General features: G+C 74.0%; 21 protein-coding genes and 1 riboswitch. Of the genes, 16 read left to right on the forward strand and 5 right to left on the reverse strand.

Annotated elements, in window-relative coordinates; genetic code table 11:
• Positions 1-221 precede the first annotated feature (221 nt).
• From AB0G74_RS21105 to AB0G74_RS21115, 3 genes are all read left to right on the forward strand, one after another.
• Positions 222-857 carry an ATP-dependent Clp protease proteolytic subunit gene (locus tag AB0G74_RS21105; protein ID WP_361148430.1) on the forward strand — a complete coding sequence of 212 codons (636 nt, stop codon included), beginning with the start codon at positions 222-224 and terminating at the stop codon, positions 855-857.
• The gene (locus AB0G74_RS21110) at positions 854-1174 is read left to right on the forward strand and encodes a hypothetical protein (RefSeq protein ID WP_361148432.1); all 321 of its coding nucleotides are present in this window, start codon (positions 854-856) and stop codon (positions 1172-1174) included. The genes AB0G74_RS21105 and AB0G74_RS21110 overlap by 4 nt, the downstream gene beginning before the upstream one ends.
• Before the next feature lie 348 nt (positions 1175-1522).
• Positions 1523-1684: riboswitch (cyclic di-AMP (ydaO/yuaA leader) on the forward strand.
• A 3-nt stretch (positions 1685-1687) separates the two neighbouring features.
• Positions 1688-2167, forward strand: a complete 480-nt coding sequence (locus tag AB0G74_RS21115; protein WP_358826099.1) for a C40 family peptidase — start codon at positions 1688-1690, stop codon at positions 2165-2167.
• 109 nt (positions 2168-2276) lie between these two features.
• On the opposite strand, the gene AB0G74_RS21120 is transcribed toward AB0G74_RS21115, so the two are convergent.
• A complete protein-coding gene (locus tag AB0G74_RS21120; RefSeq protein ID WP_361148434.1) occupies positions 2277-2771 on the reverse strand; it encodes an ATP-binding protein in 495 nt (164 codons plus the stop codon).
• Between the two features lie 258 nt (positions 2772-3029).
• Positions 3030-4220: an 8-amino-7-oxononanoate synthase gene (locus AB0G74_RS21125; protein WP_361148436.1), complete on the reverse strand. Its 1191-nt coding sequence runs from the start codon at positions 4218-4220 to the stop codon at positions 3030-3032.
• A gap of 228 nt (positions 4221-4448) precedes the next feature.
• Between AB0G74_RS21125 and bioB the strand changes: the two genes are divergently transcribed.
• The 12 genes from bioB to AB0G74_RS21185 all read left to right on the forward strand — a co-directional run bounded on the left by bioB (position 4449) and on the right by AB0G74_RS21185 (position 17664).
• Positions 4449-5747, forward strand: a complete 1299-nt coding sequence (gene bioB, locus AB0G74_RS21130) for a biotin synthase BioB (RefSeq protein ID WP_361148438.1) — start codon at positions 4449-4451, stop codon at positions 5745-5747.
• Positions 5740-7038, forward strand: coding sequence for an adenosylmethionine--8-amino-7-oxononanoate transaminase (locus AB0G74_RS21135; protein ID WP_361148440.1), 1299 nt, complete (start codon positions 5740-5742; stop codon positions 7036-7038). Before bioB ends, AB0G74_RS21135 begins: the two co-directional genes overlap by 8 nt.
• Before the next feature lie 8 nt (positions 7039-7046).
• A complete protein-coding gene (gene bioD, locus AB0G74_RS21140; RefSeq protein ID WP_361148442.1) occupies positions 7047-7799 on the forward strand; it encodes a dethiobiotin synthase in 753 nt (250 codons plus the stop codon).
• Positions 7800-8245: 446 nt separating this feature from the next.
• Positions 8246-8977 carry a class I SAM-dependent methyltransferase gene (locus AB0G74_RS21145; RefSeq protein WP_361148444.1) on the forward strand — a complete coding sequence of 244 codons (732 nt, stop codon included), beginning with the start codon at positions 8246-8248 and terminating at the stop codon, positions 8975-8977.
• A gap of 61 nt (positions 8978-9038) precedes the next feature.
• Positions 9039-9347 carry a hypothetical protein gene (locus tag AB0G74_RS21150; protein ID WP_361148446.1) on the forward strand — a complete coding sequence of 103 codons (309 nt, stop codon included), beginning with the start codon at positions 9039-9041 and terminating at the stop codon, positions 9345-9347.
• Positions 9348-9445: 98 nt separating this feature from the next.
• Positions 9446-9889 (forward strand): GNAT family N-acetyltransferase, encoded by a 444-nt coding sequence (locus tag AB0G74_RS21155; protein WP_361148448.1) that lies wholly within the window; start codon positions 9446-9448, stop codon positions 9887-9889.
• A 389-nt stretch (positions 9890-10278) separates the two neighbouring features.
• Positions 10279-11685, forward strand: a complete 1407-nt coding sequence (locus tag AB0G74_RS21160; protein WP_361148450.1) for a hemolysin family protein — start codon at positions 10279-10281, stop codon at positions 11683-11685.
• Positions 11682-12695, forward strand: a complete 1014-nt coding sequence (locus AB0G74_RS21165; protein WP_361148452.1) for a hemolysin family protein — start codon at positions 11682-11684, stop codon at positions 12693-12695. The genes AB0G74_RS21160 and AB0G74_RS21165 overlap by 4 nt, the downstream gene beginning before the upstream one ends.
• Positions 12696-13397: 702 nt before the next feature.
• Entirely contained in the window at positions 13398-14207 is an 810-nt protein-coding gene (locus AB0G74_RS21170) for an SGNH/GDSL hydrolase family protein (protein ID WP_361148454.1), read from the forward strand.
• A gap of 105 nt (positions 14208-14312) precedes the next feature.
• Complete coding sequence (gene purB, locus AB0G74_RS21175; protein WP_361148585.1) at positions 14313-15746, forward strand: adenylosuccinate lyase; 1434 nt, start codon at positions 14313-14315, stop codon at positions 15744-15746.
• Positions 15747-15761: 15 nt separating this feature from the next.
• Positions 15762-16304, forward strand: a complete 543-nt coding sequence (mug, locus tag AB0G74_RS21180) for a G/U mismatch-specific DNA glycosylase (RefSeq protein WP_361148456.1) — start codon at positions 15762-15764, stop codon at positions 16302-16304.
• A gap of 205 nt (positions 16305-16509) precedes the next feature.
• Positions 16510-17664, forward strand: a complete 1155-nt coding sequence (locus tag AB0G74_RS21185) for an ROK family transcriptional regulator (protein ID WP_361148587.1) — start codon at positions 16510-16512, stop codon at positions 17662-17664.
• A 642-nt stretch (positions 17665-18306) separates the two neighbouring features.
• On the opposite strand, the gene AB0G74_RS21190 is transcribed toward AB0G74_RS21185, so the two are convergent.
• From AB0G74_RS21190 to AB0G74_RS21200, 3 genes are all read right to left on the reverse strand, one after another.
• Positions 18307-19071 (reverse strand): GntR family transcriptional regulator, encoded by a 765-nt coding sequence (locus AB0G74_RS21190; protein WP_361148458.1) that lies wholly within the window; start codon positions 19069-19071, stop codon positions 18307-18309.
• Positions 19072-19328: 257 nt separating this feature from the next.
• Entirely contained in the window at positions 19329-20291 is a 963-nt protein-coding gene (sigJ, locus tag AB0G74_RS21195) for an RNA polymerase sigma factor SigJ (RefSeq protein WP_361148460.1), read from the reverse strand.
• 265 nt (positions 20292-20556) lie between these two features.
• Entirely contained in the window at positions 20557-21609 is a 1053-nt protein-coding gene (locus AB0G74_RS21200) for an EamA family transporter (protein ID WP_361148462.1), read from the reverse strand.
• A 47-nt stretch (positions 21610-21656) separates the two neighbouring features.
• Here AB0G74_RS21200 and AB0G74_RS21205 point away from each other — a divergent pair, with 47 nt between their 5' ends.
• Positions 21657-23114: a PLP-dependent aminotransferase family protein gene (locus AB0G74_RS21205; RefSeq protein ID WP_361148464.1), complete on the forward strand. Its 1458-nt coding sequence runs from the start codon at positions 21657-21659 to the stop codon at positions 23112-23114.
• Positions 23115-23249 lie beyond the last annotated feature (135 nt).

Here is a 23249-nt window from a genome sequence, read left to right on the forward strand (position 1 = left end):
AGCTGTGTTCGGGCGCGGGGGGGCCCGCCGCCGCGGGCCGCCGCCCCCCCCCCCCCCGCCGGGGCCGTACGCGAACCGGGTCGGCCGCCGCCGCTCGCCGAGGGCGAAATCTCCGCTCCGACCAGGGGATTCGTTCGGGGATTCCCGGTCGACACCTCCTGACGAACTGTACGTCCTGTACATTTTTTACAGACGACAGGCCCCGAGGAACGAGGTACGCCATGACCAGCCGTCCCGCCGCCCGCTATGTCCTTCCCCAGCTCACCGAGCGGACCAGTCGGGGCGTCCGGACCATGGATCCGTACAGCAAGCTGCTGGAGGAGCGGATCATCTTCATCGGCACCCCGGTGGACGACACGGCGGCCAATGACGCGATCGCCCAGTTCCTCCATCTCGAACACGCCGACCCGGACCGGGACATCGCCCTCTACCTCAACTCCCCCGGCGGCTCGCTCAGTGCGGCGCTGGCGGTCTACGACACGATGCAGGTGATCACCTGCGATGTGGAGACGACCTGTATCGGCCAGGTCGCCGCGGCGGCAGCCCTGTTGCTCGCGGCCGGGGCGCCGGGGAAGCGGATGGCGCTGCCGGGGGCGCGGATCGTGCTCCGGCAGCCCGCCCTCGACGAGCCGATGCGGGGGATGCCGTCCGATCTGGAGATCGAGGCGCGGGAGTTGCTGCGCCAACGGGCCGTGGCGACGGAGGTGCTGGCCCGGCACACCGGCCGGACGGAGCGGGGGGTGGCGGCCGATCTGGAGCGCGATCTCTTCCTGGACGCGGCGGGCGCGAAGGAGTACGGCCTGGTGGACCAGGTGATCGGCAGCCGGAAGAGCTCTGGGCCCGGCGGCTCGCGATGACCCCTGCCGTACCCCGTCCCGAGCTTCCGCCGCTGCCCGCGCTCACCCGTGCCGAGGGGGAGTTGCTCGATGCCTATCTCGCCGTCGCCGATCTGGTGGGCCGGATCAATCCGGCCCGTTCGGAACATACGTACGGCGCCCTGCGGGCCGCTCAGGCGCTGGTGGCGCGGGCGATCGAGCTCCGGGACGCCCTGACGCTGATGCATCGCCGGGGCGAGAGCGAGCTGCATACCGCGACTCTCGCGCAGGCTTTGCGCGTACTCGACGGCGAAAGGCGGACATTCCGGGTCACGATCCCGAAGTCGCCGTCGCACTGACGCCCCGTCGGCCGTCCGTCAACCGCCGTTCGAGTGGGATAACTCCTCCCTCGATCGGTGGAGTCGAACCGCGGGTAACGACTACGGTCGAGTTGCGCCGGGCCGACGATCCCGCTAACGGAAAGTCCTATCCCCGGCCTGGTGAGCGACCCTTCGGGTGTCCACGGAGGCGCGCCGCGCCGGCCCGATTCATACGAACGGCGCATTCGTGGCGAAACTCACATATCGCCGTTTTGGCTTCGAAATCCGGCACTTGATGGGTCAAGATCCGTGGGACGACAAGCCCCCGTCACCTCGGCGGGGCGGTCCGGGCGGACGCCGAGTCCTGCCGCTGTCCCGGATGACTGGTCGACAGAAGTGCATTCGGCAGGAGTGGAGGACCCAGGCAGTACGGGACGGCCGGAGCGATCGATCCGGAAGTCCCTAGGGGTGAAGCCGCGCCAGCGGCCGGGCACCTTCGTCCGCCCGAACCCGACAGGTCATCCTTCACAGGCGGCTGACGAAGGGTTGCGCATGAGTGCGCAGATGAACGTCCCGTCCCTGCTCGGCCGGGCGGGCACCGTGTCCGCCCTGACGATCGCGGCGCTCGGTGCCTCGATGGTCGTACCGGGCGGTACGCCGGAGGCGCAGGCCGCCGCCACGGCGCACGCGGGCAAGGCTCTGAAGGTCGCCGCGTCCAAGAAGGGGGCACCGTACAAGTACGGCGCGGCGGGCCCGTCCCGCTTCGACTGCTCGGGGCTGACGGTCTACTCGTACAAGCAGGCAGGGAAGAAGCTCCCGCGGACCGCGCAGCAGCAGTACAACAAGACCCGCAAGATCTCGGTGAAGTCGCGCCAGGCCGGAGACCTGGTCTTCTTCCACGGCAGCGGCGGGGTCTACCACGTCGGGATATATGCCGGGAAGGGGAAGATCTGGCACTCGCCCAAGCGGGGTTCCTGGGTGAAGCTGGACAAGATCTGGACCAAGAGCGTGTCGTACGGGCGCGTCAAGTGACGCTCCGGCGGAGCTGAGCCGCGTAGTGGCCCCGGGGGGGGGATCCTCCTCCGGGGCCGCCGCGCGTCCTGGGTGCCCCGGCGCCGCCCGGGCGGCGGAGCGCCGGTGCCTACGGCTCACCGGGCCCGCGGCCCCGGTCCCGGCCCTGGTTCCGGCTCTGGTTCCGGTCGGCGCCGTCCCGGGCCGTCGGGGCCCACGGCAGGGCGACCCAGACGGTCTTGCCGCCGTCCGGCGTCGGTGTGACCGTCAGCCGGCCGCCGCTGTGCGCGGTGAGGCTGCGGACGATGACCATCCCCCGCCCGTTGTCCTGCCGGACCGCGGCGGGCAGCCGCTGCGGCCGGCGGGGATGGCTGTCCGTCACCCCGATCCTCAGCTCCTCGTCGCGCTCCAGCAGCAGATCGACGGTGAAGGTGGGCGACTGGCCGAAGGTGTGCTGGACGGCGTTGGTCGTCAGTTCGGAGACGATCAGCCGGATGGTGTCGGCCATGTCCCCACCGGGCGGCAGCCCCCACTCGGCGACGACTTCGGTGACATGTCCGCGCGCCACGGACACCGACCCGGGGTCGCTCGGCAGAGTGATCGAACTCTCCAGCAGATCCGCCATGGCGACGCCGTCCCTTCCCAGCCGCGGCCGTGCCTCGGCCGCGCCTCCGACGTCCCGGTCTCCCGGCTCCCGGCGGCCCGGGGCGGGGCCGCTCGGACGGCTTCGGCGGGGCACCGAGCGTCGGACTGCCCTCATCCTGCCGCCGCAGGCACGATCCGCCAAGATCTGTGGACAACTGTCGCCCGAAGCGGTGAACTCTGCCACGCAAGACCGTTTTTAGCCATACCCATACGCAAATGTCCGGCCTCGGTGCGCCGTTCAGCGCTCCGGAGCCGGGCGGACGGGTGTCCGGCCCGGAGGCAGGGCCTCGGGCGGCGCGGTGCCGATCACGGTGGCGACCGCCGCGGCGATCTGCTCGTCCGTGAGATCGGCCCGGGCGGTCAGCCGGAGCCGGGAGACCCCGTCCGGAACCGACGGGGGCCGGAAGCACCCCACCTGGAGCCCCGCCGTCCGGCAGTCGGCGGCCCAGCGGACGGCGGCCTCGGGCGAGGGTGCCCGTACCGACACCACCGCCGCGTCGGGGCGCGCGGCGGTCAGCCCCGCCCCGGTGAGCCGGGCGTACAGTTCGGCGGCGACCGCGCGGACCCGGTCGGCGCGGCCCGGTTCCCGTGCCAGCAGCCGCAGCGACGCCCGGGCCGCGCCCACGGCCGCCGGGGCGAGTCCGGTGTCGAAGATGAACGTCCGCGCGGTGTTGACCAGATGGGCGATGACCCGGGCCGGGCCGAGTACCGCGCCGCCCTGGCTGCCGAGGGACTTGGAGAGGGTCACGGTCGCCACCACGCCCGGGTTTCCGGCGATCCCGGCGGCGTACGGCGTACCGCGCCCGCCGGGCCCGAGGACGCCGAGCCCGTGCGCGTCGTCCACCAGGAGCGCCGCACCGCGTTCGGCGGTGATCGCGGCGAGTTCGGCCAGCGGTGCCGCGTCGCCGTCGACTGAGAAGACCGCGTCCGTGACGACCAGCGCCCGGTACCGGGGGCGGGCGTCGAGGATCTTCCGTACGGCCGCGGGGTCGCCGTGGGCGGCGATCTCGGTCTCGGCCCTGGCGAGCCGGCAGCCGTCGACGATCGAGGCGTGGTTGGCGGCGTCCGAGACGATCAGGGACCCCGGTCCGCCGAGCGCCGTGACGGCGGCCAGATTGGCGGCGTAGCCGGAGGCCAGTACGAGGGCGGCCTCGAAGCCGCAGAACGCGGCGAGTTCGCGTTCCAGGGCGGCGTGCGCGGTGGTGCTTCCGGTGACCAGCCGCGAGCCGGTGGCGCCCGCGCCCCAGCGGTGCGCGGCGGCAGCGGCGGCGGCCACCACCTCGGGGTGCCGGGTGAGGCCCAGATAGTCGTTGCCCGCGAGATCGAGCGTCTCCGGGTCGGCGGTGCGCGGCCGGAGCGCGCGGACCAGCCCGGCGCGCTCCCGGCGCGCGGACTCGTCGTCGAGCCAGCCGAAGGGGTCATCGGGCATCTGTCGCGCTCCCCCGCTCGTTCCCGTGGGTTCCGCCGCCGGGCGGTCGTGGCCGCCGCGCGGGCGCCGCTCCGGCGTCCGCCGTCGACCAGTTCGTTTTGTAGGCAGCTCACAGAGGCTAACCGGGTGCGCCCCGGCTCCACATGTGGTCATACACACACTTCGTCGGCGGTCTGTTGTGAGATTCCGACTTTCCCGGGGGGAGTCCGGTACGCCAGGATCGGCGCCATGGAGCTTCTCGACAGGCTGGTGGAGAAGGGGCTGCGGCGCGAGCCGCCGACCCGGGACGAGGCGCTGGCGGTTCTGGCGACCTCCGACGACGACGTACTCGATGTGGTGGCCGCGGCGGGCCGGGTGCGCCGCCAGTGGTTCGGGCGGCGGGTGAAACTCAACTATCTCGTCAATCTGAAGTCGGGGCTCTGTCCCGAGGACTGCTCGTACTGCTCGCAGCGGCTGGGGTCGACCGCGGGCATCCTCAAGTACACCTGGCTCAAGCCGGAGGAGGCGTCCGAAGCGGCCGCCGCCGGGGTCGCGGGCGGCGCCAAGCGGGTCTGTCTGGTGGCGAGCGGCCGGGGTCCGACCGACCGCGATGTGGAGCGGGTCTCCCGCACCATCGAGACGATCAAGGAACGGAACGAGGACGTCGAGGTCTGCGCCTGTCTCGGGCTGCTCTCCGACGGGCAGGCGGAGCGGCTGCGGGCGGCTGGCGCCGACGCGTACAACCACAATCTGAACACCTCCGAGGCGACCTACGCGGACATCACCACCACCCACACCTACGCGGACCGGGTGGAGACCGTCGGGCGGGCGCGGACGGCCGGGCTCTCGCCCTGCTCCGGGCTGATCGCCGGGATGGGTGAGACGGACGAGGACCTGGTCGATGTGGTCTTCGCCCTGCGGGAGCTGGATCCGGACTCCGTTCCGGTGAACTTCCTGATCCCCTTCGAGGGCACCCCGCTGGCGAAGGAGTGGCATCTGTCGCCGCAGCGCTGTCTGCGGATCCTGGCGATGGTCCGGTTCGTCTGCCCCGATGTGGAGGTACGGCTCGCCGCGGGCCGGGAGATCCATCTGCGCACCCTTCAGCCGCTCGCGCTCCATCTCGCCAACTCCGTCTTCCTCGGCGACTACTTGACGAGTGAGGGGCAGGCGGGCCGGGCCGATCTGGAGATGATCGCCGACGCGGGGTTCGAGGTGGAGGGCGCCGGGACGACGACACTGCCGCCGCACCGGGCCGCCGCCGGGGGCTGCGGCGGGTCCCACGCCCATGCGCCGTCCGGGGCCGACGCCGCCGCTACCGGCGAGGCGGCCGGTGGCTGCGGCGGGGCGGCCGGATGCGGCTCGGTCTGCGGCCCGTCCGCCGAAGCCGACGTGACCGCGGACACCGGAGGCACCGAGCGGGCCGGGGATGCCGGGGGTGCCGGAGACGGTACGGAGGCGGACGCGCCCGGCGCCGGATCACGGCCGCGCCCCGATCTGGTGGCGGTACGCCGCCGGGGCGCGGGCACCGAGGTGGCCCCCAATGCCTGAGCTGCCGGTCCCGGAACTGCTGGCGCTCGACCGGGCCCATGTCTGGCATCCGTACGCCCCGATGCCCGGCCGGACCGACCCGCTCGTCGTCTCCTCCGCGTCCGGCGTACGGCTGCGGCTCGCGGAGCCCGTACACGGCCGCCGTGAGCTGATCGACGGCATGGCGTCCTGGTGGTCGGCGCTGCACGGCTACAACCACCCCGTCCTCAACGAGGCCGCGCGCGGCCAGCTGGACCGGATGAGCCATGTGATGTTCGGCGGGCTCACCCACGAGCCCGCCGTTCGGCTCGCGACCCGGCTGGTGGAGATCACCCCCGAGCCGCTGCGCCATGTCTTTCTCAGCGACTCGGGATCGGTCTCCGTCGAGGTCGCGGTGAAGATGTGCCTCCAGTACTGGCGTTCGGCCGGGCGGCCCGCGAAGCGGCGGCTGCTGACCTGGCGCGGCGGCTATCACGGCGACACCTGGCAGCCGATGTCGGTCTGCGACCCCGGCGGCGGGATGCACCGGCTCTGGTCCGGGGTGCTGCCCGAGCAGTTGTTCGCCGACGCGCCGCCGTCCGGTTTCGACGACTACGACGCGTCGTACGCGGACCATCTGCGGGAGATGGTGGCCGAGCACGCCGACGAGGTGGCCGCGGTCGTCGTGGAGCCGGTGGTGCAGAACGCGGGCGGCATGCGGTTCCACTCCCCGGCCTATCTGCGGGTACTGCGGGAGGCGTGCGACGAGCACGGCGTCCTGCTGGTCTTCGACGAGATAGCGACCGGATTCGGCCGTACGGGCACCCTGTTCGCGGCGGAGCACGCCGGGGTCTGTCCCGATGTGATGTGTCTGGGCAAGGCGCTGACCGGCGGCTACGTCTCGATGGCGGCGACGCTCTGCACGCCGCGGATCGCCGACGGGATCTCCCGGGGCGAGTTCCCGGTCCTGGCGCACGGCCCCACGTTCATGGCCAACCCGCTGGCGGCGTCGATCGCGTACGCCTCGATCGGGCTGCTGCTGGACCAGGACTGGGCGTTCGAGGTCAAGCGGATCGAGGGCGCGCTGCGGGAGGGGCTGGCACCCGCGGCGGAGCTGCCGGGGGTGGCCGACGTCCGGGTACTCGGCGCGATCGGGGTGGTCCAGCTCGACCACCCGGTGGACATGGCGGCGGCCACGGCGGCGGCGGTGCGCGCCGGTGTCTGGCTGCGGCCGTTCAACGATCTGGTCTATGTGATGCCGCCGTTCGTGATGGACGACGAGGACCTCGGCACCCTGTGCGAGGCGGTCGTGGCGGCGGCGACGGCGGGATGAGGGGCGCGATGCGGAACGGTACGGACCCGGCGGTCGTGGTGGTCTCCGGGACGGGCACCGAGATCGGGAAGACCGTGGTCACGGCCGCGATCGCGGCGCTCGCGCGGGCGCGCGGGCGGAGCGTGGCGGTGGTGAAACCGGCCCAGACCGGAGTCGGGCCCGGTGAGCCCGGTGATGTGGCCGAGGTGGCGCGGCTGGCGGGCCCGGTGCGCGGCGTCGAACTGGCGCGCTATCCGGAGCCGCTGGCTCCGGCGACAGCCGCCCGGCGGGCGGGAGCGGTGGCCGTACGGCCCCGGGACGCCGCGGACGCGGTCGCGAAGGCGGCGGTCGAACACGAACTGGTACTCGTGGAGGGCGCGGGCGGGCTGCTCGTCCGGTTCGACCCGGACGGCGGCACCCTGGCAGACGTCGCCGTACTGCTGGCCGCGCCGGTACTGATCGTGGCACCCGCCGGGCTCGGCACCCTCAACGGTGTCGCGCTCACGGCGGAGGCGCTGCGGGCCCGCGGGGTCGAGCCGCTGGGGGTCGTCGTGGGCAGCTGGCCGGACGACCCCGATCTGGCGGCACGGTGCAATCTGACCGATCTCCCCGTGGTCGCGGACGCGCCGCTGCTGGGCGCGGTGCCCGAGGGGGCGGGCACGCTCCCGCCCGAGGTGTTCCGGGACCGCGCGGCCCGGTGGCTGGCCCCGGAACTGGGCGGGGTGTGGGACGCGGCGGCCTTCACCGCGGGCCTCGACGTGGCCTTCACGGCCGCGGAATAGGCCGCAGGGCGGCGGCCCCGGCCGCCCAGGGGCGGGTCCCGCGGCGGTTCCGGTCCGTAGGCCGTGTCGTCGAAATGGCGCCGTCCGCCCGAAGGGCGGGGCCCGCGGCGTCCGGTGCGTACGGTCGCGATGGCGGTGGGGTCCCCCGGCGGAGCCAGGGGGGGCGGTTTCCCTCGTACGGGACGTACTCGGGACATCCCGACAACGCCGGGGGGGCACGCCCTCTGGGCTCCGCCCCGGGAGGACCTCACCGTGCCCGAAGGGCTACGGGGGAGAACGCGCGTGCCGGGCGCCACGGGCCGGGCGCGATTTCGACGACCCGGCCCGGGCGGCGCCGGGCCGTGACCCGGCGCCCCGAACCGGCGCGGGGCGACCCGTGGTGGTGTCCCGTACCGGAACCGGAGGAGAATGGGGGCTGACGCGCCCGCCCGCCGAGGAGGCCCGCGATGACCGTGCGCCGAACGTCCGCGCCGTCCCGGGACGGCGTGCACCACCCCGTCTTCTCCCGGTTCTACGCCCGCCTCAGTACCCGGCTCGACACCCGGGCCGGGATCGTGGACCACCGTCGTGAACTGCTCGCCGGGCTCTCCGGCCGGGTGATCGAGATCGGTGCGGGCAACGGTCTGAACTTCGCGCACTACCCGCGGGCCGTCTCGGAGGTCGTGGCGATCGAGCCGGAGCCGGTCCTGCGGGGGCTGGCGCTGGAGGCGGCGCGGCGGGCCGGTGTACCGGTCGACGTGGTGCCGGGGACGGCGGAGGCGCTGCCGGTGAAGTCGGAGGCGTTCGACGCCGCCGTGGTGTCGCTGGTGCTCTGCTCCGTACGGAGCGTCCCGCGCGCCCTCGCGGAGCTGCACCGGGTCCTGCGGCCCGGCGGTGAGCTGAGGTTCTTCGAGCACGGACCGGCCTCGTCCCGGGGGATGGTCCGGGTGCAGCGGGCCCTGGACGCGACGGTGTGGCCCCGGCTCTTCGGAGGTTGCCACACCTCGCGGGACACCCTGGCGGCGCTGGACGAGGCGGGGTTCGACCTGGGCGCGTACCGCCGGCTGACGGTGCCCGAGGGCGGCGAGCGGCTGCCGACGTCCGCGTGTGTGCTGGGGGTGGCCCGGCGTCCGTTCCCGGCTCCGGGCCCGGAGGGCCGGGGCGCCGCTCCCGGCGGGGAGCCGGGGACGCCCGGCTGACCGTTCCCGTCCGGACGGCGGAACGGGGAACCCCGGTACGGGGCCCGTCCGTTGGGCGGATGTGCTGACCACCGTGCTGTGGACGACCGGCGGACTGGCCGCCGCGGGCTCGGCCGCCCTGCTCGCGGACCGGGTGCTGCTGTGGATGGAGGCTCGCCACTGGATCTACTGGCGGAGAACGAAGACGCTCTCGTCCATCGGCGCCGACTTCCTCCAGGAGTCGGATCCGACGGCCCGGGCCGTCAGTACCTCCATGGAGCGGGAGCGGGTCCGGCGGAACGTCCGGCCGGCCGACGAGCCGCCGTTCCGGGTGGATCTGGACGCGGGGACCGTGGTGGTACGCCGTCCCCGGCAGGACGGGGACGGATGACGGCGGGCTCCCCGGGTCGCGGCCCGTGACCCGGGCCCGGCCGCGTACGGGCCGGAATCCGGTGGCGGGCCGAGCTCTCGCCGTGTTTGGGTCGCGCCATGAGCGATCTCCGCATATACACCCGTACCGCCCGGATCGACGAGGCCGGAGCCGTGCTGCGGTTCTGGCGGGAGGCGGCGGAGGGGACGAGCATCACCGACGACCCCGAGGGCGTCACCGCGTTGATCACCCGGGATCCGGAGGCGCTCGTCCTCGCCGAGACCTCGGACGGCACCCTGGTCGGTACGGTGATCGCCGGGTACGACGGGTGGCGCTGCTCCCTCTACCGGCTCGCCGTCCACCCCTCGTACCGCAGGCGTGGTGTGGGTTCGGCGCTGCTGGCGGCGGCCGAGCGCCGGTTCACGGCCGTGGGCGGCCGGCGCGGCGACGCGATGGTGCTGGAGAGCAACGAGCCCGCGCACCGGGCCTGGGCCGCCGCCGGATATCACCGCGAGGACCACTGGCGGCGCTGGGTGAAGCCCTTCGCCCCCTCGGAGGTCTGAGCCCCGGACGGGCCGCCGTCCCCGGGAAGTCCGGAGCCGCCCCGGAGGCCGGGGCCGTTGTCCCTCGTACGGGGGACACGCCCCGAGGGGCCCGCCGGGCGGCGGGCCGGACCGCCGCGCCGCCCGTGGCGTACACCACGAGCCCTCGGCACGGAGGGGTCGGGGATGTCACGATGGAACGGGTGCCGTCGCACCCGGTCCACTCCCCCGGCTCCGCCCGCGGACCTTCACCGGGACTCCGCGAAGGAACTTTGCCGCTCCTTTACTATGGGTGGACCAACTGTCGTCATCGAGGAAAGGTGTGAGCGTCCGTCCATGGACGAGCCTCCCAGTAGCAGACATCGATTCCGCCTCCCGAGCCCGCCCCGCCGTGGGACGGAGGTGACCCGATGACCGAATTGCTCCTCCTGTTCGTGGCGCTGCTGCTCTCCCTCGCGTGTGGTGTCTTCGTCGCGGCGGAGTTCTCCCTCACCACCGTGGAGCGCGCGGACCTCGAAGCCGCCGTCGCCCGCGGTGAACGGGGCGCCGCCGGTGCCCTCAAGGCCGTGAAGGGTCTGACCTTCCAGCTCTCGGGCGCCCAGCTCGGCATCACCGTGACCAATCTGATCGTCGGCATGCTCTCCGAGCCGTCGATCGCCAAGATCATCCGGGGCCCGGTCGAGGACCTCGGTCTCTCGCCGTCCGTGGCGTCCTCCGTGGCGCTCGTCCTCGGTACGGCCGTCTCGACGGTCGTCCTGATGGTCGTCGGCGAGCTGGTCCCGAAGAACTGGGCGATCTCCTCGCCCCTCGCGGTGGCGAAGGTGGTGGCTCCCCTCCAGCGGTTCTTCACCGCCGCCTTCAAGCCGCTGATCAGCCATCTCAACAACACGGCCAACCGGATCCTGCGCCGGCTCGGCATGGAGCCGACCGAGGAGCTGGCGTCCGCGCGCAGCCCCCAGGAGCTGGTCGCCCTCGCCCGGCACTCGGCGAAGGAGGGCGCGCTGGAGGCGGACACCGCCGAGCTGTTCGTCCGTACGCTGAATCTGGCCGAGCTGACGTCGGAGAACGTGATGACCCCCCGGGTCCAGGTCACCGCCCTCGACGTCCAGGCCACCGTGGAGGACGTGGCCAACGCGACCCGGGCCACCGGCCTCTCCCGCTTCCCGGTCTACCGCGGCAATCTGGACACCGTCGTCGGTATCGCGCATATCAAGGACGTCCTGGCGATCCCCGCCGACCAGCGGCCCCGCAAGAGCGTCTCCGAGGTGCTGCGCGAGCCGCTGCTGGTCCCGGAGACACTGACCGTGGACCGGCTTCTCGACCGGCTCGGCGGCCGTTCCACCATGGCCGTCGTCATCGACGAGTACGGCGGCACGGCCGGTGTCGTGACGATGGAGGACATCGTCGAGGAGGTCGTCGGCGAGGTCCGTGACGAGCACGACCCGCAGGAGACCCCGGATCTCGCCCCCGCCGGGCGGGACGCCGACGGCCGCGCACTGTGGTCGGCGGACGGCGCCGCCCGCACCGACCAGCTGGTCCGGATCGGCCTCAAGGCCCCCGACGGGCCGTACGAGACGCTGGCCGGAATGATCGCCACCGAACTCGGCCGGATCCCGGTCGAGGGCGACCGGATCGACCTGCTGGGCTGGCGCCTCGACGTGGTCGACGCGTCGGGCCGACGGGCCGCGCGCGTGCTGATGCACGCACCGCTGCCCACGGCGGAGGACGAGCCGCGGGACGGCGTACGGAAGGCCCGGGTGGGGCACGGCACCGCCGGCCCCGAATCCGGCCGTGACGGCGGGGAGGCCGGACGATGACCACGATCCAGTTGCTCATCGGCCTGGCGACCCTGGTCGTCAACGCCTTCTTCGTCGGCGCGGAGTTCGCCCTGATCTCCGTGCGCCGCAGCCAGATCGAGCCGGAGGCCGAGGCGGGCAACCGCCGGGCCAAGAGCGTCCTGTGGGGTCTGGAGCACGTCTCCGCCCTGCTGGCCGCCGCCCAGCTCGGCATCACCCTGTGCACCCTGGTGCTCGGTATCGTCGTCGAGCCCGCCATCGCCCATCTGCTGGAGCCGGTCTTCCACTCCCTGGGCGTACCGGAGGGGCTGATCCATCCGATCTCGTTCATGATCGCGCTGGCTCTCGCCACCTATCTGCACATGCTCCTCGGCGAGATGGTGCCGAAGAACATCGCCCTGGCCGAACCGACCCGCACGGCGCTGATCCTCGGCCCGCCGCTGGTCGCCATCGCCCGGGCGCTGCGTCCGGTGATCTTCACGATCAACGCCTTCGCCAACACCCTGCTGAAGCTGATGCGGGTGGAGACGAAGGACGAGGTCGCGGCGACCTTCTCGGACGACGAGCTGGCCCGGATGGTCGACGACTCGGGTGACGCGGGGCTGCTGGACGGCCGCGCCGCCGGACGGCTCCGGGACGCCCTGGAGCTGGGCCGCCGCCCGGTCCGGGACGTGGTGATGCCGGAGGAGCGGGTGGTGTACGCCCGCGCCGGGACGACTCCGGAGCAGCTGGAGCTGCTGTCGGCGGAGTCCGGCTTCTCCCGCTTCCCGGTGATCGACTCCAGCCGCACCATCCTCGGCTACCTCCATGTGAAGGACGCCCTGGACGCGGTACCGCGCGATGTCGCCTTCCCGGTGACGGCCATGCGGCCGATCGCCCGGGTCCGGGCGACGACCCCGCTGGACGACGTCCTGACGGCGATGCAGCGCAGCGGTACGCATCTGGCCGCGGTCCTCGACGAGGACGGCGCCCCGGAGGGTCTGGTGACCATGGAGGACGTGCTGCGCGAGCTGGTCGGCCGGACGGACTGACGTCCCCCACCGCACGGCCTCGCACGGCCTCGTGTCACGGCGGCCCGTTCCGTACTCCTCCGGGGAGTCGGGGCGGGCCGCCGCCGTTTCCCCGGGGGCGCCGGGCGGGACCGGGCCGGGCTCTCCGCCCGGAGGCGGGGCGGGTGCCCGTCGAGTCCCCGCCCGGGACGGGGGCGAGCGGCGGCCGGGCTCCCGCCACCTCGTGCCGGGGCGAGCCGCCGCCGGACCCCGCTCGGCGACCGAACAGCCGGGGTCCCGCCCGGAACGTGCGGCGGCGCGTCCCCGACCCGGGGCGGGGACGCGCCGGACCGGGCCCCTCGCCCGGGCTCCCCGGCGGTCCGCCACCGGGTTTCCGCCCGGAGCAGGGCAGACCGCCCGGCCGGGGCGAGCCGCCGCCGGATCCCGCTCGGCGACCGCACAGCTGGGGCCCCGCCCGGAACGCGCGGCGGCGCGTACCCGAGTCCCCGCCCCGGACCGGGCCCCTCGCCCGGGCTCCCCGGCAGACCGCCACCGGGTTTCCGCCCGGCCGGGGCGGGCCGCCGCCGTTTCCCCGGGGGCGCCGGGGCGGAGCCGGGCCGGGCGGCCGGGAGCCGGGGCGTACCGCCGGGTTTCCCGGCCACCGGGCGGCGGCCGGTAAGCACCCGTTCCGCGTTCCGCGACCCCCGCGGCCGGGCGGCTACCGCGCGGTAGGATCGCTCCGCCATGGAGATCAGCAGCGACCCCGCGACCCACCCGGGCCCCAGCAGTCTCGTCGCCCTGGGCGACTCCTTCACCGAGGGCATGTCGGATCTGCGGCCGGACGGCTCGTACCGCGGCTGGGCCGATCTGCTGGCCGCCCGGCTCGCCGCCCGCTCCCCCGGCTTCCGCTACGCCAATCTGGCGGTACGCGGCAAACTCCTCGGGCAGATCGTCGACGACCAGGTCGCCCCGGCGGCGGCCATGCGGGCCGATGTGGTGACCTTCGTCGGCGGGCTCAACGACGTACTGCGGCCCCGGATCGACATGGACCGGGTACGCGCGCTGCTGGACCGGGCGGTCGGCACCCTGGCCCCCGGCTGCGGCCGGCTCGTCCTGATGCACAGCCCCGGCCGCCACGGACCGCTGCTGGACGCGGGCAGGCCGCGGATGGAGGAGCTGTACGCCCATCTGGACGCCCTGGCAGCCCGGCACGGCGCGGTGGTCGTCGATCTGTACGGCGCCCCGGTGCTGGGCGATCCCCGGCTCTGGGACGCGGACCGGCTGCATCTGACCGCCGAGGGGCACCGGAGGGTGGCCGAGGCGGTCTGGCAGGCCCTCGGTCTGCCCGCCGAGGAGGACTGGCGGGCCCCGCTGCCGCCCGCCGCCCCGCCGGGCTGGGGCGACCGGCGCGCGGCGGACTTCCGGTTCGCCCGCCGCCATCTCGCGCCCTGGATCGGCCGCAGGCTGACCGGCCGCTCCTCGGGCGACGGCCGCCCGGCCAAGCGGCCCGAACTGCTCCCGTACGACTCCGGCACCGACGCCTTCCCCCGCTGAGCGGGCCCGGAGCCGCGGGGTCCGGCGCCCCGGCGGCTGGTCCGTACCGCGGACCGGCGCACTGGCCTGGGCGGATCGCCAGTAGAATCCGGCCACGTGACTGCTGTGTCTGCGAAGCCCCGCATCCCCAATGTCCTGGCCGGCCGGTACGCCTCCGCCGAACTGGCCGCCCTGTGGTCCCCCGAGCAGAAGGTGAGGCTGGAGCGGCGGCTCTGGCTCGCGGTGCTGCGCGCGCAGCGCGATCTGGGGATCGACGTCCCCGAGGCCGCCCTCGCCGACTACGAGCGGGTGCTCGACCAGGTCGACCTGGCGTCGATCGCGGAGCGCGAGAAGGTCACCCGGCACGATGTGAAGGCGCGGATCGAGGAGTTCAACGCGCTCGCGGGTCATGAGCAGGTCCACAAGGGCATGACCTCCCGCGATCTCACCGAGAACGTGGAGCAGCTCCAGATCCGGCTCTCCCTCGAACTGGTCCGGGACCGTACGGTCGCCGTGCTCTCCCGGCTCTCCCGGCTCGCCGCCGACAACTCCGAGCTGGTGATCGCGGGCCGTTCCCACAATGTCGCCGCGCAGGCGACGACGCTGGGCAAGCGGTTCGCCACCGCCGCCGACGAGCTGCTGGTGGCGTTCGGGCGGCTGGAGGAGCTGATCGCCCGCTATCCGCTGCGCGGTATCAAGGGCCCGGTCGGCACCGCCCAGGACATGCTGGATCTGCTCGGCGGCGACGCGGAGAAGCTGGCGGAGCTGGAGCGGCGGGTCGCCGGGCATCTGGGCTTCGGCCGGGCGTTCACCTCGGTGGGCCAGGTCTATCCCCGCTCCCTCGACTACGACGTCGTGACGGCGCTGGTCCAGCTGGCCGGGGCGCCCTCGTCGCTGGCGAAGACGATCCGGCTGATGGCCGGGCACGAACTGGTCACCGAGGGCTTCAAGCCGGGCCAGGTCGGCTCGTCCGCGATGCCGCACAAGATGAACACCCGCTCCTGCGAGCGCGTCAACGGCCTGATGGTGATCCTGCGCGGCTATGCCTCGATGACCGGGGAGCTGGCGGGCGACCAGTGGAACGAGGGCGATGTGTCCTGCTCGGTGGTGCGCCGGGTCGCGCTGCCGGACGCCTTCTTCGCCCTGGACGGGCTGCTGGAGACGTTTCTGACGGTCCTGGACGAGTTCGGCGCCTTCCCGGCCGTGATCGCCCGGGAACTGGACCGCTATCTGCCGTTCCTGGCCACCACCAAGGTCCTGATGGGCGCGGTGCGCGCCGGGGTGGGCCGGGAGGAGGCGCACGAGGTCATCAAGGAGCACGCGGTGGCGTCGGCGCTGGCGATGCGGGAGCGGGGCGCTGAGCGGAACGAGCTGCTCGATCTGCTGGCGGCGGACGCGCGGATCCCGCTGGACCGGTCGGCGCTGGACGCGCTGATGGCGGACCGGCTGTCGTTCACGGGTGCCGCCGCCGCGCAGGTCGCGGAGGTGGTGTCGCGGGTGGACGAGGTCGTGAAGCGGTATCCGGCCGCCGCCGGGTACGCCCCCGGCGCGATCCTCTGACGGCCGTCGGCGTCCGTGCCGCTGCCGTCGCCGGAGGAGCTGCGGGCCGCCCGTGACAGCACCGTGGACGATGTCGTCGCACCCGGGCTCTCGGTGCTGTTCTGCGGGATCAACCCGAGTCTGATGTCCGCGGTGACCGGCCACCACTTCGCCCGGCCCGGGAACCGGTTCTGGCCGGTGCTCCGGCTGTCGGGGTTCACCCCCCGGCAGCTGGCCCCGGCCGAGCAGGGCGAGCTGCTCTCGTACGGACTGGGGATCACCAATGTGGTGGCGCGGGCGACCGCGCGGGCCGACGAGGTGTCGGCGGCCGAGTTCCGCGAGGGTGGCCGGGTCCTGCGGGAGAAGGTGGCGCGGCTGCAGCCGGGTTGGCTCGCGGTGGTCGGGGTGACGGCCTACCGGGTCGCCTTCGCCGAGCCGAAGGCCCGGATCGGCCCGCAGGAGCGGACGATCGGGGAGACCGGGATCTGGGTGCTGCCGAACCCGAGCGGGCTCAACGCGCACTGGACCGCGCGGACCATGGCCGAGGAGTACGGGCGGCTGCGGACGGCCGCCGGATGATTCGGCGGCCTGGCGCGTCCCCGGCACCCCCGGAGCGGCCGTCCCCGGGGCAGCCGGGGCGCCTGTTCCCGGGGCGACCGGAGGGTTCGCGCCCGGCGTGCCGCCTTGCCCCGGGCCCATGAACGGTGCGACGGGGGCGGTCAACGAGTACCATCCGGCAGACAACGCGCCCGGGCTGCACGAGCCGGGGCTGGAAGGACACACGGTGGGGCGGCTGACCGGCGGAGACCCGTCCTTGCTGCGGCGGATCAACTCCGCGGTGGTACTCCATGCGCTGCGGGGCGCGGGATCTCCCACGCTCACGGATCTGACCCGGGCCACGGGCCTGTCCCGGCCCACGGTCGAGGGCGTGGTCGAGGGGCTCATCGAAGCGGGGCTGGTGGCCGAGAGCGTGCCCGAGGAGGGCGGCGCCCGGCGCCAGGGCAGGCCCGCGCGCAGATTCCGGTTCCGGGTGGAGGCGGGGCATCTGCTGGGGATCGAGATCGGCCCGCACCGGGTGGCGGCGCTGCTCTCGGGTCTCGACGGGCGGATCATCGGCGCGGCGTCGCGCGATGTGCCGGACACCGCGTCGGCCGACGACCGGCTGGACCGGGTCCGGGTGGTGGTCGCCGACGTACTGCGGCGGACCGGGGTCTCCCGGTCCAATCTGCGGGCCGTCGGGGTGGGTTGTCCGGGGATCGTGGAGACCGACGGAACGGTTCGGCTGGGGGTGGCGCTGCCCGGCTGGACGGGGCTCGCCCTCGGCCAGCGGATCCAGCGCTCGTTCCGCTGCCCGGTCCTGGTCGAGAACGACGCCAACGCCGCCGTCGTGGCCGAGAAGTGGAAGGGCGTCGCCAAGGACTGCGACGACGTGGTGTTCGTCCTGGCCGGGCTGAGCCCCGGGGCGGGCTCGCTGATCAACGGGCGGCTGCACCGGGGCTTCGGAGGCGCCGCCGGGGAGATCGGGGCGCTGCATCTGCTGGGCCGGGAGATGCGGCCGGAGAAGCTGCTGTCGCCGACGGACGAGCCGTTGCACCCGCTGGACGAGCAGGCCGTGACCGAGGTCTTCGCCCTGGCCAAGCACGGGGACCTACGGGCCCAGGCCGCCGTCGACCGCTATCTCCACCGGCTGGTGCACGATGTGGCGGCGCTGGTGCTGGCGCTCGATCCCGAGCTGGTGGTGATCGGCGGCTGGGCGGCCGGGCTCGACGGGATCCTCGCCCCGCTCCGGAGCGAGCTGTCGCGCTACTGCCTGCGCCCGCCGCGGGTGGTGCTGTCCCTGCTGCGGGAGGCGGCGGTGGCGACCGGCGCGCTGCGGATCGCCCTCGACCACGTCGAGGACGAGCTGTTCGCGGTGGAGGCCATGGCGGCGCGCAACTGACGCCGGGAGCCGTCAGGGGCGCGGGGCCCCTGACGGGGCGCACGACCGGCCGTCGGGGCCCTAGGCCGTATCGTCAAAATCCCGCCTGGCCCGCGACGCCCGGCACGCACATTCTCCCCCGTAGCCCTTCGGGCACGGGGGCGCCCCCAGCGTTGTCGGGATTTCCCGAGTACGCCCAGTACGAGGAAAACCGCCCCCTGGCTCCGCCGGGGGGACCCCCACCGCCATCGCGGACTGCACGCACCGGACGCCGCGGGCCCCGCCCTTCGGGCGGACGGCGCCACTTTCGCAACACGCCCTAGCGGGCGGAAGCCGTACGGGAGGGCCCTCCCGCGCCCGATGCCGCGCCCGGGTCCGGATCGAGGGGCACGCCGACACCTCCGCCGGGCCGTACGGTGCCGAATGGCGAACCGGCCGCCGCCGGGCCCTGATCCGGTGGGGGACGGATCGGGGCACCGGCGGCGGCCGGTCGGTGAGCTGTCGGGCCCGGGACGGACGGTGATCCTCCGTCCCGAGCCGCGCGGGGCGGCTGCCCCGGGTCGTGTCCGGGAAGTTCCGAACACCGGCGCGCGTACACGAGTTGCCCTCCGGCGGTGGCCGTACGGAGGTCGCCGTGGGGGGCGGACCCGTACGGAAACCGGCTCAGGAGGCCCGGCGTTCCTCGGTGTGGTGGCTGATCCGGACATCGCCGGAGTCGCCGAAGGTCAGCCGGCAGGTGTCCGCCCGGTAGGTGGCGACGGAGACCGCGACCGTACGACCCTGGGAGAAGTAGCGGGTCGTGACGACGAGTACGGGCGAGCCGGGCAGCCGGTCCAGTTCCCTGGCGTCGTCGGCCCGGGCCGAGCCCAGTTCGACGGAGCGGTCCTGGCCGTCGAGTTCGAGGCGCTGCAACTCCCGCAGGACGCACCGGGCACGGGCCGCGCCCGAGGGCACGTCTATGGCCGACAGGTCGGGCACGGAAGCGGCGGGCACATAGAGCTGTTCGGCGGCGAGCGGCTGGCCGTGGCTGACCCGCAGCCGCCGCAGGGCGTACGTCTCCTCCCCCGCCGCCGTCCCCAGGATCACGGCGACCGCCGCGGGCGGTGCCGTACGGTCGCAGTCGAATGCCTGCCAGGCGTCCTGGGGGGCGCCGGGCCAGGTGTGCTGGGTCGTCGAGACGTCCACACCGAGCCGGGGCGGGGCGACCGTGGTGCCCACCCCGCGACGGCGCTGGAGACGCCCTTCCAGTTCGAGCTGTTCGAGGGCCTGGCGGAGCGTCGCGCGGGCGACCCCGAAACGGGCCGCCAGCTCACGCTCGTTGGGCAGGATCTCCCCGACCGCGAAGTCCGAGTCGAGGGCTTCACCGATCACGTTCTTCAGGTGCCAGTACTTCGGCTCCGGCACAGTTTCCAGCTGCGTGGTCCCCACCCTGATCCTCCGCGATCGCCGTGTCAGCGGCGGCTATTCCGCGCCTTTGTTTACGTTCTTTTTTAAAGGTTCCTGCACTATGCCCTGTGACCATAGGGCGGCCCGGAAACTTGGTCAAGACCAATCCTGCCCTGGTTACGCTCTGAAGTCGACCGGTTCCCCTGCGCGTTCACGAGCTGTTAGCACCCCGGACAGGAAGATGCGGAAACCAATCCGAAGGTTTCCGGACACCGCCCCCGACGTGCGGGAAATCCGCGTCAGACCAGCAAGGGGGCGGGGCGGTTTCCGGACGGCGGAAGATCCTTCAACGCACCCAGCTTGTCGGGGTTGCGAAGGATGTACACACACGAGATCCGATCGTCCACAACACCCAATTGGAGTACGGAATCGGGCATTCCGGCGGAGAGCACGAGAATCGAGGGGACGCCGTTGACCACCACGGGCCGGAACTCCATGTCCACCGGCGGGCGTCCGGCCGCGCCGATGAGGAACCGGCCCACCTTGTCGGCGCCCTCGATGACCCGCAGCGGTGCCTTGGACTTGCCGCCGCTGTCGCCGACCAGGGTCGCGTCGGGGGCGAGCAGGACGAGGAGTTCACCGAGATCGCCGCCCCCGGCGGCGGCCAGGAACCGCTCGGTCACCTCACGGCACCGGGCGGGGTCGACGTCGTACCGGGGTCTGCGGTCCTCGACATGGCGGCGGGCCCGGCCCGCCATCTGCCGTACGGCGGCCTCGGAACGGTCGAGCGCGGCGGCGATCTCCGCGTACGGGAAGCCGAACGCCTCACGCAGTACGAACACCGCGCGCTCGGCGGGCGACAGCGCCTCCAGCACCACCAGGACGGCGAGGGAGACGGTGTCGGTCAGCACGGCCCGCTCGGTCGTGTCGGGGACCGGGCCGCCCGGTGCTCCGAGGGCGGCGGTGGGGACGGGTTCGGGCAGCCAGGGGCCGGGGTACGACTCGCGGCGGGCGCCGATCTGCCGCAGCCGGTCGACGGCCAATCGCGTGGTGATCCGTACCAGGAAGGCCCGCGGTTCCAGTACCCCGGAACGGTCTCCGGCCGACCACCGCAGCCATGCCTCCTGGACCACGTCCTCGGCGTCGGCGATCCGGCCGAGCATCCGGTAGGCCACACCCGTCAGCAGCGGACGGTGCTCCTCGAAGACATCGGTCAGAGCGTCGGCAGCGGGGTCGTTCACCACCGTCCCATCCCAGCTCACGGGAGTCGGTGTGTCCAGGAGAACGGGGCCGTGCGGGCGTCGGCGTGACGGGACTCACGGTCCGGGGCGCGGACGGCGGACGCCGGGGCGCCGGAACTCCGGGATGCGGACGAGGGAGGCGCGGGGCGCCCGGTGAGCCGGTGGCGCCGACGGGGACCTGTCACAGGGTCCCCGTCGGCGTCCGGCGGCGACGCTCCGCCGCCGGTCCCCCGAGGGGTCGGGCGGGCCGTCACCCGAGGGTGACGACCCGCCCCGGGGGCCGCTGTTACCGCTTCCCGGGAGCGGATGCCGGGCAGGCGCCGGGCGCCGCCGACGGGGAGTCGCCGGAGGCTTCGGGCACTTCGGGCACTGCGGGCGGGGCGTCCCCGGACGCCCGGGCGCGGCTCCGGCGCAGGGTGAGGACCCCGGAGCCCAGGGCCGCCCCGGCGCCGACCAGGACCCCGCCCGCGGCCTGGGCGGCGCCGAACGCGCCCACCCCCACCAGCGGCGCGGTCAGGGCGGCGGAGACCGGGATCATCCCGGTGAACAGGGTGGCGCGTTCGGTCCCGATCCGCTGGACGCCCATGTACCAGGCGACGAAGCCGATCACGGTGACCACCGCCGCCTGCCAGAGCAGGGCGGCCGTCTCGGCGCCGGTCGGTACCCGGACCAGGCCGGCCCCGTCCACGATCAGTCCGATCAGCACGGACTCGACGGCGGCCACGGCGCAGACACAGGCCGTCAGCAGCCGGGGGCCGAGGGGCCGCAGGACGGGCGCCGCCAGGACGGCGAAACCGACCTCGCCGACGAGCGCGGCCACCGACCAGACGATGCCCGCCGTGTCGGTACGCCCCCAGCCCTGGACGGTGAAGGCCCCGGCGGCCACCAGCAGCGCCCCGTACAGCACCGGCCGGGTGGGGCGGCGGCGGCTCGTCAGCGGCACCAGGACGGCGACCACCACCGGCGCGCAGCCGACGAAGACCCCCGGAACAGCCGGTTCCGCGGTGCGTTCGGCGGCCAGTACCGCCAGATTGAATCCGACCATGCCGATCCCCGCGACCAGCCCGATCCGGACCCACTGGCGGGTCGTGAGGGCCCGGACGGGGCCGAGGGCCGCACGACCGCCCACCAGGGGCAGCAGGAGCAGGAAGGCGAGGCCGTAGCGGAGGGCCTGGCCGCCCGCGTAGGGGTAGTCGCCGAGCACGCTGTTGGCGGTGAAGGAGGCCCCGACCAGGGCGTAGGCGAAGGTGACGAGGAGGATGCCCTGGACGGCCGCGGCACGGCCGGGGACGGGGGCCGGGTCCGCCGCGGCGGGGGCCCGGGTGGCGCGTTGCTTCATGGACACGACGCTAGGGACCGGGGCGGTCCCCTTTAAGGTCCACTTCCATGACGTCATCGAGGACCACTTCCCGCCGCCCGGCGGCGGACGGAACACCTCCGGGCGGCGGCTTCGCCTGGGAGCTCCTGCTGCCGACGGCCGCCGCCCCGGCCCGGCGGCGCGGCCGGGCCCTCCAGGAGGCGCTGCGGGACGCCGTCCGGTCGGGGCGGCTGGCGGCGGGGACCCGGCTGCCGTCCAGCCGGGCGCTCGCGGCCGATCTGGGGGTCTCCCGGGGACTGGTCACGGAGGCGTACGAACAGCTCGTCGCGGAGGGGTACCTCCGCAGCGGCCGGGGTTCGGGCACCTGGGTCGGGGACGCGGTGCGCTCCGGTGTTCCGGCGGCCCAGGGGCCCGTACGGGGGCGGCGGTCGGCCGTGGTGGACTTCCGGCCGGGGTCGCCCGATCTGTCGCTCTTCCCGAGGGCCGCGTGGGCGGCCGCGTTCCGGACCGTGGTCGGTGAGCTGCCGCACCGGGGGCTGAGCTATCCGGACCCGCGGGGGCTGCCCGGGCTGCGGACGGCGCTTGCGGCGCTGCTGACCCGGCGGCGCGGGGTGGTCGCCGACCCGGACTGTCTGGTGGTGTGCGCGGGCGTCACCCAGGCCACGGCCCTGCTAGGGCTCGTCCTGCACGGGCACGGGGAGCGGGCGATCGGGGTGGAGGATCCTGGGAGCCCGGTCCACGGTCCGGTGTTCGCGGCGTGCGGGCTGCGGATGACGGGGCTGCCGCTGGACCCGGAGGGGCTGGCGACCGGGCCGTTGCGGCGGTCGGGGGTGCGGACGGTGATGACCACGCCGTCGCACCAGTTCCCGACCGGAATCGCCTATTCGGCCCGGCGCCGGGTCGAACTCCTCGACTGGGCGCGGTCCGTGGACGGGCTGGTGGTGGAGGACGACTACGACGGGGACTTCCGGTACGACCGGGCCCCGGTGGGCGCGCTCCAGGGGCTCGACCCGGACCGGGTCGCGTACACCGGTTCGGTGAGCAAGTCCCTGGCCCCGGGGCTGCGGATGGGCTGGCTGCTGGTGCCGCCGCGACTGCTCGACGAGGTCGTGGAGCGCAAACGCACCATCGATCTCGGCAATCCCTCCCTCGACCAGGCGGTGATGGCCCGGTTCGTCGAGCACGGGGACTACGACCGGCAGCTCCGGCGGTGCCAGCGGGCGTACCGGGAGCGGCGGGACATCCTGGTCGGGGCGTTGACGGAGCGGTTCCCCGGGGTCGAGGTGAGCGGGATCGCCGCCGGGCTGCACATCATCGCCCGGCTTCCGGAACGGTACGGTCCGGAGGAGCGTTTCATGGCGGCGGCACGGGCGGCGGGGGTGTCCGTACGGCCGCTGACGGAGCACGAACTGACCCCGGTCGCGGAACCGGGGCCGGGGGTCAGGCTGGTGCTGGGCTACGCCCATCTGGCGCCGTCGGAGATCGTCCGGGGGGTGGATCTGCTGGCGGCGGGGGCCGACGGCTGAGGCCGGGCGGGGGCGGCGGTCCGGCCGGGCGGCACGGGTGTCCGATCCGGTTGCCCGGCCGTTCATCCGGGGTTGGGGCGGGCGTACGGCCGGGACGTTAGGCAGGGACCGCCACCGTTTCCGGCTCCTCTCGGA

It is taken from the genome of Streptomyces sp. NPDC020875, from assembly GCF_040641415.1.
Classification (GTDB): Bacteria; Actinomycetota; Actinomycetes; order Streptomycetales; family Streptomycetaceae; genus Streptomyces.

What these genes read in the sequence shown, in the direction of transcription:
- AB0G74_RS21105 (WP_361148430.1), top strand. Translation starts at nt 222, where the DNA reads ATGACCAGCCGTCCCGCCGCCCGCTATGTCCTTCCCCAGCTCACCGAG.
- AB0G74_RS21110 (WP_361148432.1), top strand. Translation starts at nt 854, where the DNA reads ATGACCCCTGCCGTACCCCGTCCCGAGCTTCCGCCGCTGCCCGCGCTC.
- AB0G74_RS21115 (WP_358826099.1), top strand. Translation starts at nt 1,688, where the DNA reads ATGAGTGCGCAGATGAACGTCCCGTCCCTGCTCGGCCGGGCGGGCACC.
- AB0G74_RS21120 (WP_361148434.1), bottom strand. Translation starts at nt 2,771, where the DNA reads ATGGCGGATCTGCTGGAGAGTTCGATCACTCTGCCGAGCGACCCCGGG.
- AB0G74_RS21125 (WP_361148436.1), bottom strand. Translation starts at nt 4,220, where the DNA reads ATGCCCGATGACCCCTTCGGCTGGCTCGACGACGAGTCCGCGCGCCGG.
- bioB (WP_361148438.1), top strand. Translation starts at nt 4,449, where the DNA reads ATGGAGCTTCTCGACAGGCTGGTGGAGAAGGGGCTGCGGCGCGAGCCG.
- AB0G74_RS21135 (WP_361148440.1), top strand. Translation starts at nt 5,740, where the DNA reads ATGCCTGAGCTGCCGGTCCCGGAACTGCTGGCGCTCGACCGGGCCCAT.
- bioD (WP_361148442.1), top strand. Translation starts at nt 7,047, where the DNA reads ATGCGGAACGGTACGGACCCGGCGGTCGTGGTGGTCTCCGGGACGGGC.
- AB0G74_RS21145 (WP_361148444.1), top strand. Translation starts at nt 8,246, where the DNA reads ATGACCGTGCGCCGAACGTCCGCGCCGTCCCGGGACGGCGTGCACCAC.
- AB0G74_RS21155 (WP_361148448.1), top strand. Translation starts at nt 9,446, where the DNA reads ATGAGCGATCTCCGCATATACACCCGTACCGCCCGGATCGACGAGGCC.
- AB0G74_RS21160 (WP_361148450.1), top strand. Translation starts at nt 10,279, where the DNA reads ATGACCGAATTGCTCCTCCTGTTCGTGGCGCTGCTGCTCTCCCTCGCG.
- AB0G74_RS21165 (WP_361148452.1), top strand. Translation starts at nt 11,682, where the DNA reads ATGACCACGATCCAGTTGCTCATCGGCCTGGCGACCCTGGTCGTCAAC.
- AB0G74_RS21170 (WP_361148454.1), top strand. Translation starts at nt 13,398, where the DNA reads ATGGAGATCAGCAGCGACCCCGCGACCCACCCGGGCCCCAGCAGTCTC.
- AB0G74_RS21200 (WP_361148462.1), bottom strand. Translation starts at nt 21,609, where the DNA reads ATGAAGCAACGCGCCACCCGGGCCCCCGCCGCGGCGGACCCGGCCCCC.
- AB0G74_RS21205 (WP_361148464.1), top strand. Translation starts at nt 21,657, where the DNA reads ATGACGTCATCGAGGACCACTTCCCGCCGCCCGGCGGCGGACGGAACA.